The organism is Bradyrhizobium sp. NBAIM01 (genome assembly GCF_020194115.1).
Lineage (GTDB): Bacteria > Pseudomonadota > Alphaproteobacteria > Rhizobiales > Xanthobacteraceae > Bradyrhizobium > Bradyrhizobium yuanmingense.
Map to the genome: position 1 here is coordinate 270,908 of NZ_JADYVU010000003.1, position 16,422 is coordinate 287,329.

Sequence of the window (16,422 nt, forward strand, 5' to 3'; positions counted from 1 at the left end):
TCCTGTTCAGCCGCGCAATTGGCCGCCGTCGGCGACCATGACGCTGCCGGTAATGAACGCCGCGCGTGGCGAGGCGAGGAATGCGACGAGGTCGGCGACCTCTTCCGGCTTGCCGAGCCGGCGCAGCGCCACCTCGCGCACAAGCATGTCCTCGACCGCGGCCCTGTTCTCGGCGAGCTTGCGCGCCCAGGTGCCGTCGGCGGCGAGGATGTTGCCGGGCGCGACCGCATTGATGCGGATGCCCTCGAGCGCCAGCGGGCGCGCCAGCCCGCGCACGGTGGCGTTCAGCGCCGCCTTCGCGGCATAGTAGGTGACGGGCGCGCCCAGCGCCGCCATGCCGGCGATCGAGGAGATGCAGACAATCGACCGGTCGCCGCTGCCGCGCGCCATCAGCGGCCGTGCGGCCTCGATCATGTTGGTCGTGGCGAAGAAATTGAGATCCATCACCCGCGACCATTCCGCCGCATTCTCCTGCCCGGGCGGCACGGAAGCGCCGCTGCCGACGTTGCAGACGAGGATGTCGAGGCGCCCCCACTGCCGTTCGACCTCGTTCAGCAGCCTCGCTGCCGCAGCCGGATCGGTGACATCGGCCACGTGAACCGATGTGCTGCCGCCGACCGTAGCCCGCGCGGCATCGAGCGCATCTGCGCCGCGCGCCGCGAGCGCGACTCTGGCGCCTTCTGCGGCGAGCGTCGTCGCGATCGCGAGCCCGATGCCGCGGCTGGCGCCGGTGACGAGCGCGACGCGATCATCCAGCTCGAGCTTCATCGCGCGGCATCCTCGATCCAGCGAACCGTCATGTCGCGATATGTCGCCAGCGCGCCGGCGTGATCGCCGTCGCCGGCCCGCGCGGTTTGCAGGATGTATTGTCCCCTATAGCCGGAGCGCTCGATCAGCCGGATCGTCTTCGCGAGATCAGCGTTGCCGGTGCCGAGCGGCACGGTGGTGCCGCCGCGCACGCGGTCCTTGACATGAACGTTGAGAATGCGGGGCGCGTAGGCCTCGATCTCCTCGGCGCTGTCGTAGCCCAGCGAGGCGCTGTTGCCGCTGTCGTAGTTGATGCCGAAGACCTCCGCCGGAAACGCCTCCATGAAGCGGGCGAGGTCGCGCGGCGGCAGATCGGACTCGAAGACGATCTTGACGTTCTGTCTTATGAGCTGCTCGCGGCGGGCGATCAGCACCCGCTTGAGCGTGTCGCTCTCGCTCTCGCGCTCGATCTTGCCGTTGTCGACCAGCGGGACCACGATGAACGCGATGCCGATGCGGCTGCAGGCGGCAATCAGGAGATCGAAATCGTTGACGAGGGCATCGCGCACGACCGCATCGACCTTCCAGAACGGCGCTTGCATGAAGCAATCGCCGGTCAGGCTCGGGATGCGCACGCCATTTTCGCGTGCCAGCGTCAGAATCTCCTGTTGTCCCGGCTCGGTCATCAGCGGGTTCTCGCGCAGCCGCTCCTGGTCGATGGTCCATTCCATCCGCGTCAGGCCGAGCGCCTTGGCGCGGGGAAATTCCTCGCGCCATTCGTTCCACGGGAACGCCTGGATCTTGCCGTCGACCAGGGCCGACAGGCGTCCCTGCATGAAGCCGATGCGTTCGAGCGTTGCGGTCACGATGTGCTATCCGAACTGATGGCGAGGCCCTTGGCGATCCAGCCGCCGTCGACAAAGATCTCCTGGCCGGTCACATAGGCGGAGGCTTCCGACGCGAGAAAGACGGCGGCACCCACCATGTCGGCGGGGTGCCCCCAGCGGCCGAGCATGGTGTGGCGGCGCCGATCCTCGTGCATGACGGGGTCGGCATAGCTCTTCGCGGTCATCTCGGTCGCGACGTAGCCCGGCGCAAGTGCGTTGACGCGGATGCCGTCCGGTGCGTAGTCGGCGGCGAGTGCGCGCGTCAGCCCGGCAAGCCCCGCCTTTGCCGCGACGTAGCCGGGATTGCCGGGGAAGCCGCGCACAGAATTGATGCTGGTGACGTTGACGATCGCCGCCGAGCCCGCGTTCTTCAGGAGCGGATAGGCGGCGAGGATGGTGGCGTAGACGCCGGTGAGATCGGTTGCGACCGTGGCGCGGAAGCGCGCGAGCTCGCTTTCGCCGCCTTCGGCTGGAAGACTGATGCCGGCGGCGTTCACGAGTGCGTCGATCCGATTGCCTTTTGCCGCGATGCTGCGGAATGCGCCTTCGATCGCGCCGTCATCGGAGAGGTCGCAGGCAATGGCGGTGACGCCCTGCGGCGCGGTTCCGGACCGGCTGAGGCCGAACACGGTGGCTCCGGCATCCTTGAGGCCGCTCGCGATCGCCGCGCCAATGCCGCGCGAGGCGCCGGTGACAACCGCGATCTTGCCTGCGAGCGAGAAGGCGCTGAGATCAGGCATAGCCGTAACTGCGCATGATGGCGGCGCAAAGCTTGACGTCCTCGGGGCGGTCGATCTGGAACATCTTGTGACGATCCATGACGTGGAAGCCGATCTTGCCGCCGAGACGATTGTTCTGCTCGCGCAGGAGGGATGGGATCAGGACGTAGAACGAGCCGTTCTCGAGGTAGCGCTTCTCGATCTGCTGGCGCATGCGGCGGTTGCGATAGTCGTAATTGATCGGCTCCGGGCCGTTCGCGCCGATCCGCCAGTTGAAGTAGTCCTCGACCTCGCAGACCGACAGCAGGCTGTCGAGATGGTCGCGATCGAAGGTCTCAAGTGCGTTCTCGATGTCGCCGGGCTCGCGGATCGGCGATGTGGCCTGAAGCGCGACCACGCGCTCGAACCGGCCCAGTCGCGCCTCGGTCGCATCGAGGGCATGCAGCCAGGCGGATTCGGAGGAGGCGAGGTCGCCCGAAATGTCGTCCGGGCGCCGCACGCCGACCGCGCCGGCGGTCTCGGCCGCGGCGAGGATCGCCTCGCTGTCCGACGAGACGGCTACCACGTCGACGCCGCGCGCCGCGCGGGCCTGTTCGACCGTCCAGGCGATCAGGGGCTTGCCGCAGAGATCGAGCAGGTTCTTGTGCGGGATGCCCTTGGAGCCGCCGCGCGCGGCGATCACGGCCAGCGTCTTGCGCGCCATCAGATGTGTCCCTCCAGACGCTCGAGCGCGGTCCAGAAGCCTTCGCCCATGTTCTTGTGACCCTGCCATATTTCGGGAATGAACGAGGCCGTCGGTGCATGCTTGCGCAACACCTGTCCGATCTCGTCGAAATCGATCTCGCCTTCGCCGATCTGAAGACCTTCGCCGTCGAGGCCCTTGGCGTCGCCGAAATGCAGATGCGCGGTGTGCGGCCCGAGCTGGGCGAGGCCCTGCGCGAAGTCGAAGCCGAAATGATTGGCGGCGAGCTTGGTGTGGGAGATATCGACGCACATGCGCAAATCATGCTTGGCGCAGAACGCGGCCGATTCCTCCGGGAAGATGAAGATGTTCTGGTGGCGCTGGCCGCCGAAATGCCAGGGAAACGGCGCCATGGTCTGCGGCGTCAGCTCGACACCCTCCATGTCGAGCTCGGTCAAGCTCTGCGCAAAGATGCGGTAGCGCTCGGCTTTCTCCTCCGGCGGCAGCGGCTCGTCCATGGTGAAGCCGCCGATATTGGCGACGATGGGCGGACGCTTGGTCTTGGGGAAGAATTTCTTCAGGCCGCGGGTGATGTCGATCACCGCCTGGGTCTGCTCCAGCGAGTAGCGCCGCAGCGCCTCGTCGGGCGTTGCGAGGTCCATCAGCTTGGAGCCGGCAAACAGCTCCGGCGCATGCACCACGAAACCGAGATCATAGGTGCCCGACAGATAGGCCGCCGGATCGCGCTCCATGTCGCTGTAGCTGAGATGGAATTCGATGATGTCGGGCTCGCAGATTTCCAAGAAGCGTTCGGTATCGTGATAGCGTACCGGCACGCCCCAGGGGCGGTCGAAGCGGTAGCGCCGCGCCTTCGCGGCGCCTTCATTGAGGTCGCTCTGGAAGAAATAGTCGTCGGCCGCCATCGTTCGCGTCAGCTTGCGGCCGAGCAGCGCCGGCATCTTCAGCGGCGACAGGCCCTGTCCCGGGCTCTTCACGGCGATGTCGCTTTCGGAGATCACGGTGCCGGCCGACAGGTCGCGCGCGGCCACCAGGCTCTTGGCGAGGTTTTCGCGGTTGATCAGCTCACCCTGGCTCAGCGCGCGCTCGGCGAGCTTCTCGCCGCGGGCCGCTTCCACCTCGCGAATGCCGGAGACGAGTGCCTTGAATTCCTCCGGCTCGAGACTTGCGGCATGGTCGGGACCTTCCATCTCGCGATCGAGCGTGATGTGGCGTTCGATGACGACGGCGCCGAGCGCGACGGCGGCCGTCGAAACGGCAATGCCGCGCTCGTGGCCGGAATAGCCGACGACCGGATGGATCTCGCGCAGCGTTTCCATGAAACGCAAATGAATGTTGTGGAGCGCGGCCGGGTAGGTGCTCTGGCAATGCAGCAGCACGTAGCTGGCATTCCGGTCGTCGAGGAACTTCGCCGCGGCCTTGATCTCGTCCGTCGTGCTCATGCCGGTCGAGACGATCAACGTCTTGCCGGTGGCGGTGAGGCGGGCGAGCAGCGGCAGATTGGTGAGGTCGGCGGACGCGACCTTGTAGGCCTCCACGCCGAAGCCTTCGAGCACGGCGACGCTCTTGGCGTCCCAGGGCGTGCAGAGGTACTCGATGCCCTTGGCTGCGCAATATTCGGCGATCTTCTTCTGCTGTGCGGTCGGCAGCTCGAAGCGGCGCAGAAGATCGAGCGTATATTCGACGGCGAGGTCGTCGTCTTTCCCGGACAGGCTCGAGGCGCGATAGACCTCGTCGAGCTTGCGCATCTGGAATTTGGCGCAATCAGCTCCGGCGGCGACCGCGGCATCGACCAGCGCAATGGCGCGGTCGAAGTCGCCATTATGGTTGTTGCCGATCTCGGCGATGACGTAGCAGGGTTCGCCATCGCCCAGAAGACGGTTGCCGATGCGGACCGGAGCAGGCTGTTTGGGCGATGTCATCAACATTCTCGTCTCATATGCGTCATGCTAGCTGGGCGGGAACACGGGACTTCCACGTCCGCAGCCCGTTCTCCTCGAACATGATGCGCGAACAGCTGTGCCCCTGCTGTTCCAGCGCCGCGATCAGCTGATAGCGCTCGAACGGGCGGACGAAGAACATGAAGTAACCGCCGCCGCCCGCGCCAAGCAACTTGCCGCCGACCGCGCCATGCTGCTTGGCAAAATCATAGATCGCGTCGATCGCGTCCGACGAGATCTTGGAGCTCAGCTTCCGCTTGGCGTGCCAGGCCTCGTCGATCAGCCGGCCGCATTCCAGCAGTTGACCGCGCAGCAGATGCCGCCTGATGTCGCGCGTCACTTCCTTCTGCTTGGCAGCTGCGGCCACCGCGTCGCTGGTCTCGTGCTGAGCCTTCTGGTCGCGATGAATGGCGCCGGAATCGCGCCCCGAGCCGACGTAGCAGAGCACCAGGCTCTCCTCGAGCTCGGCGATGATGTTGGGATCGAGGCGAAGCGGCACGATGGTGTTCTGGTCGGAGAAGAATTCCATGTGATTGAATCCGCCGAACACGGTGGCGTACTGATCCTGCCAGCCGCCGGGGATGTTGAGCATCAGCCGCTCGGCCTGGAAGGCCATCTCCGCGATCTCGTGGCGGTCCCACTGGTCGCTGCGAAATTCGTTGAAGCAGCCGATGATCGCCGACGAAACCACCGCGGAGCCGCCGAGGCCGGAACCGACCGGGAAGTCGGCGGACACTTCGAGCTCGAAGCCGTAAGTCGGCTTGATCAGGCGCACGACCGACTTGATCAGTGCGAGATCTCCGCCCGTTCCGAGCTCGGTGAGATTGTCGGCCGCGACCGTGCGGCGGAAGTCGTGCGAGTAGATACGGATGCTGGGATCGCTCCGGCGCCGCAACGTCGCGTGAGCGTACATCTTGATCGTGGCGCTGATGACCGCGCCGCCGTCATTCGCCACGAAGTAGTGCGTCAGGTCGGTGCCGCCGCCGGAGAAGCTGATCCGCACCGGCGAGCGGGCGCGCGCGAACACCTCGCTCTCTTCCGACAGGTTGAACAGTTCGCGGCTGAACACGTCGACCAGCCGTCCCTCGCCATCGAGGATCGGCACGACGTGGACGCGCTGGTCGAGCAGCTTGAGGATCTGCTCGCGTGGCCCGCCGGTCGGTGCCCAGACGAATTTGCGGTTGATGCAGGACACAACCCGGTCTTGGATCGTGATACCGGTGAGCATGCGCCTGCGGATGTCGCCGTCCGTTACGGCGCCGACGATTCGCCCACTCGCGTCTTGCGCGAACAGGATGCCGAGCATGTTCGCGTTCAGGCGCCGGAAGGCTTCCTCAATGGTCTCCGTCTCGGCGATCGTGACGAGGGTTCGGTCAAGCACGTTTGGGGTCCAGAAAGGGCCGATTCCGGCCATATCGCAGCGTGGTCTGGTAATACGGGAGCAGCCCGGACGATGCAAGGTTCCTGCGCCCGGCGGCATCGCAGCCATGGCCCGAAGGTCGGGCTCTACGCTCGTCATCTTCGTCGTGCCGCGAGTTCGTTCCGCGCTCCCGCATTCGCGGAGGGATGTGCTCAGCCCCGGCAATGACCTGCTGTCGAAATCGAGCTGAGGTTAGCGCTCGTCCACGATGATCTTGCCGTCATTCGGCAGCGTGCCGGGACCGACCAGCTCGACGGCTCCTCCGAGCTTCGTTATCGCGCGCAAGCTGGCCGCGATGTCGTCGCGTAGCGAGTCGCTAGGGGGCGCAGCTTCCGCTCTCAACGTCATGGCGTCGGTCTCGCCTTGGCGCGTGACGATGAGGCGAAGTCTTCCGAGCCCCGCGTGGCGCTTGCCGATCTCGGCGATCTGCTCGGGACGGACGAACATGCCCTTGATCTTGGTGGTCTGGTCGGCGCGGCCCATCCAGCCCTTGATGCGCATGTTGGTGCGCCCGCACGGGCTCGTGCCGGGCAGGGCCGCGGTGAGGTCGCCGAGCGCGAGCCGGATCCAGGGATGGTGCGGGTCGAGCGAAGTCACGACAATCTCGCCGACGTCACCTGGTGCGACCGGATCGCCAGTGCCGGGCTTGACGATCTCCAGGATCAGGTCCTCGTTCACGACCATGCCTTCGCGGGCCTCGGTCTCGAAGGCGATGAGGCCGAGATCGGCGGTGCCGAAGGCCTGGTAGGCATCGATGCCGCGCCCCTTGATCTCGGCCTGGAGCGAGGGCGGAAACGCTGCGCCCGAGACCAGCGCGCGCTTGATCGAGGAAACGTCACGCCCCGAGCTTGCGGCGGCATCGAGCAGGATCTTCAAGAAGTCCGGCGTGCCGCTGTAGCCGACCGGCCGGTAGGCCTCGATCAGCTCGAACTGCTGCTCTGTGTTGCCGGGGCCGGCGGGGATCACCGCGCACCCTAGCGCCCGCGCCGACGCATCGAAGATGAATCCCCCGGGGGTGAGATGGTAGCTGAAGGTATTGAGGACGATGTCGTCGGGGCGGAACCCGGCTGCGAACAGCGCCCTTGCGCCGCGCCAGGGATCGGCTTGTCGCCCTTCCGGCTCGAAGATCGGACCGGGGGAGGTGAACAGGCGGGCGAACGAGCCAGGCGCCGCCGCCACGAAGCCTCCGAAGGGCGCGGAGGCCTTGTGCAGGGCGGGCAGTTCCGACTTGCGCAACACCGGCAAATCCGCCAGAGCCGCCCTGGAGGTCACGGCGGCGGGATCGAAGCCTTTCAGCCGCTCGGCATAGGCCGGGGCGGCCATCGCGGCTCGCAGCACCTCCGGCAGGCGGGCGAACAGGTCGGCCTCGCGCGCGGCTTGCTCACGCGTCTCGCGGGCGTCGTAATGGGCGGTCATGGCTGTTCTTTCCGTGTTGGCATCCGTTGCGCGCCGCCACCGGCATGGCTATCAGACCGCCAGTGGCGAGGCTTGAAAGGGACCCGATGGCGGACGAAGGAATCATTGCGGCGGACGAGGCGTCGAACGTCGTCGCACGCCTGAAGCGCCGTATGATCGACGAGGCGCTGCCGCTGTGGTCGACGGTCGGCTGGGATCACGCTGCGGGCGGCTTCATCGACCGGCTGCACCGCGACGGTGCGGCGGATGCCGCCGCGCCCCGGCGCGTGTTCGTGCAGGCCCGCCAGATCTGGTGCTACGCCAAGGCGGCACAGATGGGCTGGTATCCCGAGGGGCGCGCGATTGCGCTGAAGGGGCTGGAGCACCTGCTGGCCAAAGCGAAGGCGCCCGATGGCCGGCCCGGCTATGTGCACCGGCTGACGCCGGACGGTTCGGTGCTGGATGCCCGGCGTGATGCCTATGACCACGCCTTCATCCTGTTTGCGCTCGCCAGCGTCTATGCGCTCGACCAGGATGCGCAGGTCCGCGCCGAGATCGATGCGCTGCTTGCCTTCCTCGACGGCCACCTGCGCTCGCCGCATGGCGGCGTTCACGAAGGCCTTCCGGTCTCGCTGCCGCGCCGGCAGAACCCGCATATGCATCTGTTCGAGGCGATGATCGCGTGCTTCGAGGCGACCCACGATCTGTCGTTCCAGAACCGTGCCGGAGAATTCTTCGCATTGTTCCTCGCCAACCTCTACGACAAGCAGAGGCACGTATTGTCGGAATATTTCGAGGAGGACTGGTCGAAGATCGAGCCGGTCAGCGTCGAGCCGGGTCACCAGGCGGAATGGGTCTGGCTGCTGAAGAGTTTTGAACGCATCACGGGATGCCCGACCAGCCAGCGGCGTGCGGAATTGCTGGAGACCTCGCTGCGCTATCGTGACGAGGCGACGGGCTGCCTCGTCGACGAGGGCGATGCAAGCGGCAGCATCCGCCGCAGCACGCGCCGGCTGTGGCCGCAAACCGAGATCGCGAAGGCGTGGATCGCGCAGGCCGAATCCGGCGAGGCGGGTGCGGCGGACGAGGCGCGCGCGGCGCTGGTGCGGCTCGAACGGCATTATCTCAGCCATCCCGTCAAGGGCGGCTGGTACGACCAGTTCGATCGCGACGGCAAATCGCTGATCGACACCATTCCTGCGTCGTCGTTCTATCATGTTCTCTGCGCGGTCACGGAAGCCGAGCAGGTGCTCGGCTAGGCTCCTTGTGGATCACAGCCAGCGCTTGCGCCGCTTGAAGCTCTTGAGGTTCTTGAAGCTCTTGCGCTGGTCGCCGGCGCCGCCGAGGTAGAATTCCTTGACGTCCTCATTGTCACGCAATGCGTCGGCGCTGCCGTCGAGCACGACCTTGCCCTGCTCCATGATGTAGCCGTGGCTCGCCACGGAGAGCGCAGCGCGTGCATTCTGCTCGACCAGCAGGATGGTGACGCCGAGATCGCGGTTGATCTTCTGGATGATCGAGAACACCTCTTTCACCAGCAGCGGCGAGAGGCCCATCGAAGGCTCGTCCATCAGGATCATCTTCGGGCGCGCCATCAGCGCGCGGCCGATTGCGAGCATCTGCTGCTCTCCGCCGGAGAGATAACCGGCAAGGCCGGTGCGCTCCTTCAAGCGCGGGAAATAGCTGAAGACCATGTCGAGGTCGGCGTCGACCTCGCGGTCCCGGCGCGTGAAGGCGCCGAGCTTGAGATTCTCGAGCGAGGTCATGTCGGCGACGATGCGCCGGCCCTCCATCACCTGGAAGATGCCGCGGCGGACGATCTTGTCGGGATCGATGCCGTTGATCCGCTCGCCCTCGAACAGGATCTCGCCGCGCGTCACCTCGCCGTTCTCGGTCTTGAGCAGCCCCGAGATTGCCTTGAGCGTCGTCGACTTGCCGGCGCCGTTGGCCCCGAGCAGCGCTACGATCGCGCCCTTGGGCACGTCGAGGCTGAGGCCGCGCAGCACCAGGATCACATCGTCATAGACGACCTCGATGTTGCGCACGGCGAGGAGGGGAGCGGACTCCACGGCGGTTGGCTTGGCGCGGGATGCTTCGAGGGTGTCGGTCATGCTTCAAAACTCCGCTGTCATCGCCCGGCTTGACCGGGCGACCCAGTATTCCAGAGGCGCCTGAGATTCATCGAGAAGCCGCAGCGTACTGGATCCCCCGCCCGGGTGCGCAATTGCGCACAACGCGAGGGATGACAGTGTTCGCGTGGTGAAAGCCGGGCTCACCACCCCAGCCATTCCGGCTTGCGCGGCAGCTCGACGGTCTTGACCTTCTCGAGCTTGATCGTGCCGTTGGCCATCAGGTCGTTCAGGTCGGCATTGGTCGAACCGGAGACCTTGGTGCGATAGAGATCGACCTTGAGGGTGCCGCGATGGTCCTTGTTGGTCCAGGTCGAGGGATTGCAGACGCCGTCCATGCCGGCCGGCACCCAGTCCTTCTTCTGGTAGAAGCCCTTGGCGACGTTCTCACCGGTGGCACCTCCGTTCTTGGCGGCCCAGTCGAGCGCTTCCCTGGCGTAGAGAGCGCTACAGACGCCTGCGATATAGTGCACCGGTCGATAGGCCTTGCCGCTTGCATCCGATATTTTCGAGATTTCCATCACCGTCTTCATGCCTGGCGCGTTGCCGCCCCAGGTTACGGCCGTGCGTAGCGGGAAGACGACGCCGTCGGCGGCGTCAGCCGCGGTCTTGGCGGCGTTCTCGTCCATGCCCCAGACATTGCCGAGGAACTGCACGTCCACGCCGGCGGTCTTGCAGGCCTTGAGCACGGAGATGTTCGAGGCTGCGGTGTTGCCGAGATAGGCGTAGTTGGCGCCGGAGCTCTTCAGGCTGAGGCATTGCGCGGAGTAATCGCCGGGCGTCAGCGCGAACACGATCGGCGGCAGCACTTCGAAGCCGAGCTCATTGGCGATCGCCTCGCCGGCGGCCTTCGGCGCGTTCGGGTACGGATGATTGCCGCCCATATGGACGAATTTCGGCTTACCGCTCTTGCCCTTGGCCTTCCAGTCTTCCGCCGCCCAGGTCACCAATGCCCGCATCGCGTCCGAATAGCTCGGGCCGTAGAAGAAGTTGTAGGGCGCGGGTTTGGCCTTGCCGCTCACGCCTTCCGGATCGGTCAGCGCCGCCGCGTAGGAGGCGGAGATATAGGGAATCTTGTCCTGCGCAACAAAGCCGGTCAGCGCTTCGGTATCTGCGGTACCCCAGCCCATGATCGTTGCAACCTTGCCATCCGGCGCCGACCACTTCTTGTAGAGCGCGATCGCGCGCGGCACCTGATAGCCGTAGTCGTTGGTATCGAGGTTGACCTGCTTGCCGCTGATACCGCCGTTCTTGTTGATCCAGGCAAAGGTGTCGGCGACGGCCTGGCCGTAGGGCGTGCCAACGTCCGACGTCGCACCGGAGTAGTCGGCGAGATGGCCGACGGCGATCTGGGCCTGCGCACTGGCCGCAAAACCAGCGATCGCAAACGCGAGCGACGCGGTGCTTAAAAGCGATTTGGTCTTCATGGGTTGGTTCCTCCTGTTATCGTTTAAGTGAAGTAGCCGTGCTCAATGCGAGAACGGGTAGAGTTTCCAATACGCCTTGATCTGTCGCCAGCGATGCGCGAGCCCATCGGGCTCGAACATCAGGAATGCGATGATGATCACCCCGATCGCGATCTCGCGCAGAAAGGTGATGTTGGTGTTGAGCGAGAGCGCCTTGTCGATCGCGCCGCCCTTCAAATGATGGCTGATGAACTCCATCGCCTCGGGCAGCAGCACCACGAAGGCGGTGCCCATCAGCGTGCCCATGATCGAGCCGGTGCCGCCGATGATGATCATGGCCAGGAACAGTATTGAGCGCTCGATGCCGAAGCCTTCCTGGGAGACCACGAGCTGATAGTGCGCGTAGAGCGCGCCCGCGATGCCGGCGAAGAAGGCGGCGAGACCGAACGACAGCGTGCGGTACCTGGTGAGGTTGATGCCCATGATCTCGGCGGAGAGATAATGGTCGCGGATCGCCACCAGCGCGCGGCCATCGCGCGTGCGCATCAGGTTGGTGACGAGGATGTAGCTCAAGAGCACATAGGCCAGCACGACGTAGAAATATTGCCGGTCGCCCCGCAGCGTGTAGCCGAAGATCGAGAACGGCTCGGCGCTCGCCGGCACCGAGCCGCCGGAGAACCACTCGGCGCGCGAGAAGAAGTCGAGCAGGATGTATTGCGCGGCCAGCGTTGCAATGACGAGGTAGAGTCCCTTCAGCCGCGCCGCGGGGATGCCGAAGATCAACCCAACCAGCGCCGTCACGAGTCCCGCGAGCGGGATCGCGAAGAACACCGGGATCGGCGCATTATTGGAGATGTAGGCCGAGGTGAAGGCGCCGAGCAGGAAGAAGGCCGCGTGTCCGATCGAGATCTGGCCGGTGAAGCCGACCAGGATATTGAGGCCGAGCGCCGCGATCGAGAAGATGCCGATCTGGATCAAAATGCTGAGCCAGTAGCCGCTGAAGAGTTGCGGCGCGAGGCAGAGCAGCGCGACGCCCAGAATCGCGAAGTTGCGGCTGGTGGTGGTCGGGAAGATCGTGGTGTCCGCGGCGTAAGTGGTGCGGAAATCACCAGCGGGAATGAGGGCAGGGCCGGCCATGGATCAGATCCGCTCGATGTCGTGGGTGCCGAACAGGCCGTAGGGCTTGATCATCAGCACGATGATGAGAACGTAGAACGGCGCGATCTCGTAGAGATTGCCCCAGTGCAGATACTCGCTGTCGACATATTGGGCGACGTTCTCCAAAAGCCCGATGATGATGCCGCCGAGCACCGCGCCGCCGACGGAATCGAGCCCGCCGAGGATCGCCGCCGGAAACACCTTGATGCCGTAGGCAGCAAGGCCCGAGGACACGCCATTGACGACGGCGACGACGACGCCGGCGACCGCCGAGACGGTCGCCGAGATCGCCCAGGCCATCGCGAACACGCTCTTGACGGAAATGCCGAGCGACTGCGCCACCTGCTGGTTGAACGCGGTGGCGCGCATCGCAAGGCCGTACTTCGACGCGCGGAAGAACCAGGCCATGCCGATCATCATCGCGACCGACACCACGAGGCTCATGACGTAGACGGTCTGGATCTGCAGTCCGAACAGGTCGACCGACTGGCTCTCGAACACGCGCGGGAACGGCTGCGGATTGACGCCGAACATCCATTTCAGCGTCGCCTGCAGCACGGTGGAGAGGCCGATCGTCACCATGATCACCGAGATGATGGGCTCGCCGATCATCGGCCGCAGGATCAGCACCTGCACCGCGATGCCGAACACGAACATGAACACCAGCGTGATCGGCATGCCGATCCAGAACGGCACCTGGTATTTCGCCAGCAAGGCCCAGCACACCCAGGCGCCGACCAGCAGCAATTCACCTTGCGCGAAGTTGACGACCTGCGTCGCCTTGTAGATCAGCACGAACGACATCGCGACTACGCCATAGAGCGTGCCGACCACGAGGCCGTTGACCAGGAGCTGGATGAGGAAGGCGGTGTTCATGTTGGGTGACTCAGCCCGTCATTGCCGGGCTTGACCCGGCAATCCATCGATGAGGAAGGAAGACTGTTCGGAAGAGGATGGATGTGCGGGTCAAGCCCGCGCATGACGAGGATCTGTATCACTCCGCAGCCTCCGCCATGTGCCCGTGCCCGCCGAGGTCCACCACGCGCAGCGTCGTTCGCACCCGCTGCGTGATGCCGTCCTGGAAGCGGATCACGGTGTCGACGGGGATGTCGGAATCGCCGCGGTAGATGGCATCGATGATGCCGGCGTATTTCTCGTTGATGACGCCGCGGCGCACCTTTCGCGTCCGGGTGAGCTCGCCGTCGTCGGCGTCGAGCTCCTTGTAGAGCAGCAGGAAGCGCGAGATGCGCTGGGCCGGCGGCAGCGTGGCGTTGACGGTCTCGACCTCCTTCTGCAGCAGCGCGTAGACCTCCGGCCGTGAGGCGAGGTCGCTGTAGGTCGTGAAGGAGAGGCGGTTCTTTTCCGCCCATTTCGAGATGATGGAGTAGCGGATGCAGATCATTGCCGCGAGCGCGTCGCGGCCGGCCCCAAGCACCACGGCTTCGGCGATATAGGGCGAGAATTTCAGCTTGTTCTCGATGAATTGCGGCGAGAAGCGCTCGCCGCGGGAGGTCTCGGCGAGATCCTTGATGCGGTCGATCACGACGAGCTGGTGGTTGGCGTTGAAATAGCCGGCGTCGCCCGAGCACATCCAGCCGTCCTTGATGTCGGCGACGCTGGCCTCGGGGTTCTTGTAGTAGCCGAGGAACATGTTGGGGTGCCGCACGACGATCTCGCCGACGCCGTGGACGTCGGCATTGTCGATACGGATCTCGACATTGTCGGCCATCGGTACGCCGGTGGTATCAGGATCGACCTTGCCCTCGGGATGCAGCGTGTAGGCCCCGAGCAGCTCGGTCTGACCGTAGAGCGTGCGCAGCGGCACGCCCATGGCCTGGAAGAACTTGAAGGTGTCAGGCCCGAGCGCCGCGCCGCCGGTCGCGGCCGAGCGCAACCGGGTGAAGCCGAGGCGATCGCGCAGCGCGCGAAACAGGATCGCATCGGCAAAGCCGGAGCGTTTGCCCTGTTCCAGCGCGGCGAGTCCCGACTTCATGCCGATGTCGAACAGGCGCTGCTTGAAGGGCGTTGCGTCCATCACCCTGGCACGGACGTCCGCGGCAATGGATTCCCAGACCCGAGGGGCGAACAGTACGAAGGTCGGTGCGATCTCGCGCAGATCATTCATCATCGTGTCGGGCTCTTCGACGAAATTGATCTTCATCCGGCAGAGCAGACCTTTGCCGAGCACGTAGACCTGTTCCATGATCCAGGGCAGCGGCAGCACCGAGACATATTCGTCGTCGGGACCCTTGGGGTCGAAGGCGAGATAGGTCGCGCAATGGCCGAGCACGCGGCCGGCGGCGAGCATCGCGAGTTTCGGATGCGAGGTGGTGCCGGACGTGGTGCAGAGGATCGCGACGTCCTCGCCCTGGGTGGCATCGACCAGCTTGTCGTAGAGCTCCGGCTCGCGCGCGGCGCGGGCACGGCCAAGCGCGGCAAACTTCTCCGCCGACATCAGACGCGGGTCGTCGTATTTTCGCATCCCGCGCGGATCGGAATAGATGATGTGCTTCAGCTTCGGCACGCGCTCGGCGAGGATGAGCAGCTTGTCGACTTGCTCCTCGTCCTCGGCGAAGACTAGCTGCGCCTCGCCATAGTTGAGGAGATAGGAGGCTTCCTCGTCCAGCACGTCGCGATAGAGCCCGAGGCTGAGGCCGCCAATGGCGTGTGTCGCCACTTCCGCCGCGATCCAGTCTGGCCGATTGTCGCCGATAATGCCGATGACATCGCCGCGGCCGAGCCCGAGTTCGACGAGCCCGAGCGCGAAATCGCGCACGCGGGCCTGATAGTCGTTCCAGGTGAAGATGCGCCAGAGCCCGAGATCCTTCTCGCGCATTGCGATCTCGTTGCCGTGCTCCCTGGCATTGAGCCGGAGCATCTTCGGATAGGTGTCGGCCTGCGCGACGCGGCCCGCATAATCCATCATGCCGCGCTCTCCTGCGCCGGAGAGGCATCATCGGGATCGACAAGCACCTCGTCCTCTTCGCCGAGATAGGCACGCCTGACGTGCGGATCGGCGAGCACTTTCGCCGGATCGCCCTCGGCGATCTTCTTGCCGAAATCCAGCACCATGACGCGATGCGAGATATCCATCACCACGCCCATGTCGTGCTCGATCATCACCACCGTCATCCCGAACTCCTCGTTGAGATCGACGATGTAGCGGGCCATGTCTTCCTTCTCCTCGAAATTCATGCCGGCCATCGGTTCGTCGAGGAGGATCAGGCGCGGCTCCAGCGCCATAGCGCGGGCGAGCTCCACGCGCTTGCGCAGGCCGTAGGGGAGGGTGCCGGCGGTGGCCTTGCGCACCGGCTGCAGATCGAGGAAGTCGATGATCTCTTCCACCTTGCGACGGTGCTCGAGCTCCTCCTTGCGCGCGCCGGTGAGCCAGTACAGCGAGCCCGTGAGGAAATTGTTCTTCAAGAGGTGATGGCGGCCGACCATGATGTTGTCGAGCACGCTCATGTGGTGGAATAGCGCGAGATTCTGGAAGGTGCGGCCGACGCCGAGTGAGGCGCGGGCATTCGGCGTCAAGCCGGTGATGTCGCGGTCCTGATAGAACAGCTGGCCTTCGGTCGGCTTATAGCGACCGGAAATACAGTTCACGATCGAGGTCTTGCCGGCGCCGTTGGGGCCGATGATCGAGAACAGCTCGCCTTCCCTGATGGCGAAGCTGACGTCGGTCAGCGCGCGGACGCCGCCGAATCGTAAGGACACGCCGCGCACTTCGAGACTGGTAGCCACCAAACGAATCCCTCCCGGTGATGGCGCTTGATTGGCGCTCTTCCGTTCCTGTCAGGCGATCCTAGTACGGTCGTGCCGGCCAGACCATGCAGCTATTGGTCTCGACCGCACCAGCGCCACCTTCGTTCCCGTGAGGGATCAAAAGCCGCATCGCCCGAGGTGGTCCTCAATAGGGGA

14 protein-coding genes are annotated in these 16,422 nt (G+C 65.0%); 1 reads left to right on the forward strand and 13 read right to left on the reverse strand.

Annotated features, from left to right (window positions below):
* Nucleotides 1-6: 6 nt before the first annotated feature.
* From I6F31_RS12080 to I6F31_RS12110, 7 genes are all read right to left on the reverse strand, one after another.
* Nucleotides 7-768: an SDR family NAD(P)-dependent oxidoreductase gene (locus I6F31_RS12080; protein WP_036007395.1), complete on the reverse strand. Its 762-nt coding sequence runs from the start codon at nucleotides 766-768 to the stop codon at nucleotides 7-9.
* Complete coding sequence (locus tag I6F31_RS12085) at nucleotides 765-1,613, reverse strand: TIM barrel protein (RefSeq protein WP_225148261.1); 849 nt, start codon at nucleotides 1,611-1,613, stop codon at nucleotides 765-767. Before I6F31_RS12085 ends, I6F31_RS12080 begins: the two co-directional genes overlap by 4 nt.
* A complete protein-coding gene (locus tag I6F31_RS12090) occupies nucleotides 1,610-2,374 on the reverse strand; it encodes an SDR family oxidoreductase (protein ID WP_225148262.1) in 765 nt (254 codons plus the stop codon). Before I6F31_RS12090 ends, I6F31_RS12085 begins: the two co-directional genes overlap by 4 nt.
* Complete coding sequence (locus tag I6F31_RS12095; protein WP_225148263.1) at nucleotides 2,367-3,056, reverse strand: acylneuraminate cytidylyltransferase family protein; 690 nt, start codon at nucleotides 3,054-3,056, stop codon at nucleotides 2,367-2,369. The genes I6F31_RS12090 and I6F31_RS12095 overlap by 8 nt, the downstream gene beginning before the upstream one ends.
* On the reverse strand, nucleotides 3,056-4,975 hold the full coding sequence (locus tag I6F31_RS12100) for an N-acetylneuraminate synthase family protein (protein WP_225111908.1): 1,920 nt from the start codon (nucleotides 4,973-4,975) through the stop codon (nucleotides 3,056-3,058). Before I6F31_RS12100 ends, I6F31_RS12095 begins: the two co-directional genes overlap by 1 nt.
* 22 nt (nucleotides 4,976-4,997) lie before the next feature.
* Entirely contained in the window at nucleotides 4,998-6,374 is a 1,377-nt protein-coding gene (locus I6F31_RS12105) for a CBS domain-containing protein (protein WP_225148264.1), read from the reverse strand.
* 231 nt (nucleotides 6,375-6,605) lie between these two features.
* Nucleotides 6,606-7,829: an AMP-binding protein gene (locus I6F31_RS12110; protein ID WP_225148265.1), complete on the reverse strand. Its 1,224-nt coding sequence runs from the start codon at nucleotides 7,827-7,829 to the stop codon at nucleotides 6,606-6,608.
* Between the two features lie 86 nt (nucleotides 7,830-7,915).
* Here I6F31_RS12110 and I6F31_RS12115 point away from each other — a divergent pair, with 86 nt between their 5' ends.
* Complete coding sequence (locus I6F31_RS12115) at nucleotides 7,916-9,067, forward strand: AGE family epimerase/isomerase (RefSeq protein WP_225148266.1); 1,152 nt, start codon at nucleotides 7,916-7,918, stop codon at nucleotides 9,065-9,067.
* Between the two features lie 12 nt (nucleotides 9,068-9,079).
* Here the strand turns inward: I6F31_RS12115 and I6F31_RS12120 are convergent, their stop codons facing one another.
* From I6F31_RS12120 to I6F31_RS12145, 6 genes are all read right to left on the reverse strand, one after another.
* Nucleotides 9,080-9,919, reverse strand: coding sequence for an ABC transporter ATP-binding protein (locus I6F31_RS12120; RefSeq protein WP_225185447.1), 840 nt, complete (start codon nucleotides 9,917-9,919; stop codon nucleotides 9,080-9,082).
* 161 nt (nucleotides 9,920-10,080) lie between these two features.
* Entirely contained in the window at nucleotides 10,081-11,364 is a 1,284-nt protein-coding gene (locus I6F31_RS12125; RefSeq protein ID WP_225148267.1) for an ABC transporter substrate-binding protein, read from the reverse strand.
* A 42-nt stretch (nucleotides 11,365-11,406) separates the two neighbouring features.
* On the reverse strand, nucleotides 11,407-12,480 hold the full coding sequence (locus tag I6F31_RS12130) for a branched-chain amino acid ABC transporter permease (RefSeq protein ID WP_036015700.1): 1,074 nt from the start codon (nucleotides 12,478-12,480) through the stop codon (nucleotides 11,407-11,409).
* Between the two features lie 3 nt (nucleotides 12,481-12,483).
* Nucleotides 12,484-13,377, reverse strand: a complete 894-nt coding sequence (locus tag I6F31_RS12135; RefSeq protein ID WP_036029874.1) for a branched-chain amino acid ABC transporter permease — start codon at nucleotides 13,375-13,377, stop codon at nucleotides 12,484-12,486.
* Between the two features lie 118 nt (nucleotides 13,378-13,495).
* Nucleotides 13,496-15,427 carry a long-chain fatty acid--CoA ligase gene (locus I6F31_RS12140; protein ID WP_225185448.1) on the reverse strand — a complete coding sequence of 644 codons (1,932 nt, stop codon included), beginning with the start codon at nucleotides 15,425-15,427 and terminating at the stop codon, nucleotides 13,496-13,498.
* Nucleotides 15,424-16,245 carry an ABC transporter ATP-binding protein gene (locus tag I6F31_RS12145; protein WP_225148269.1) on the reverse strand — a complete coding sequence of 274 codons (822 nt, stop codon included), beginning with the start codon at nucleotides 16,243-16,245 and terminating at the stop codon, nucleotides 15,424-15,426. Before I6F31_RS12145 ends, I6F31_RS12140 begins: the two co-directional genes overlap by 4 nt.
* Nucleotides 16,246-16,422 lie beyond the last annotated feature (177 nt).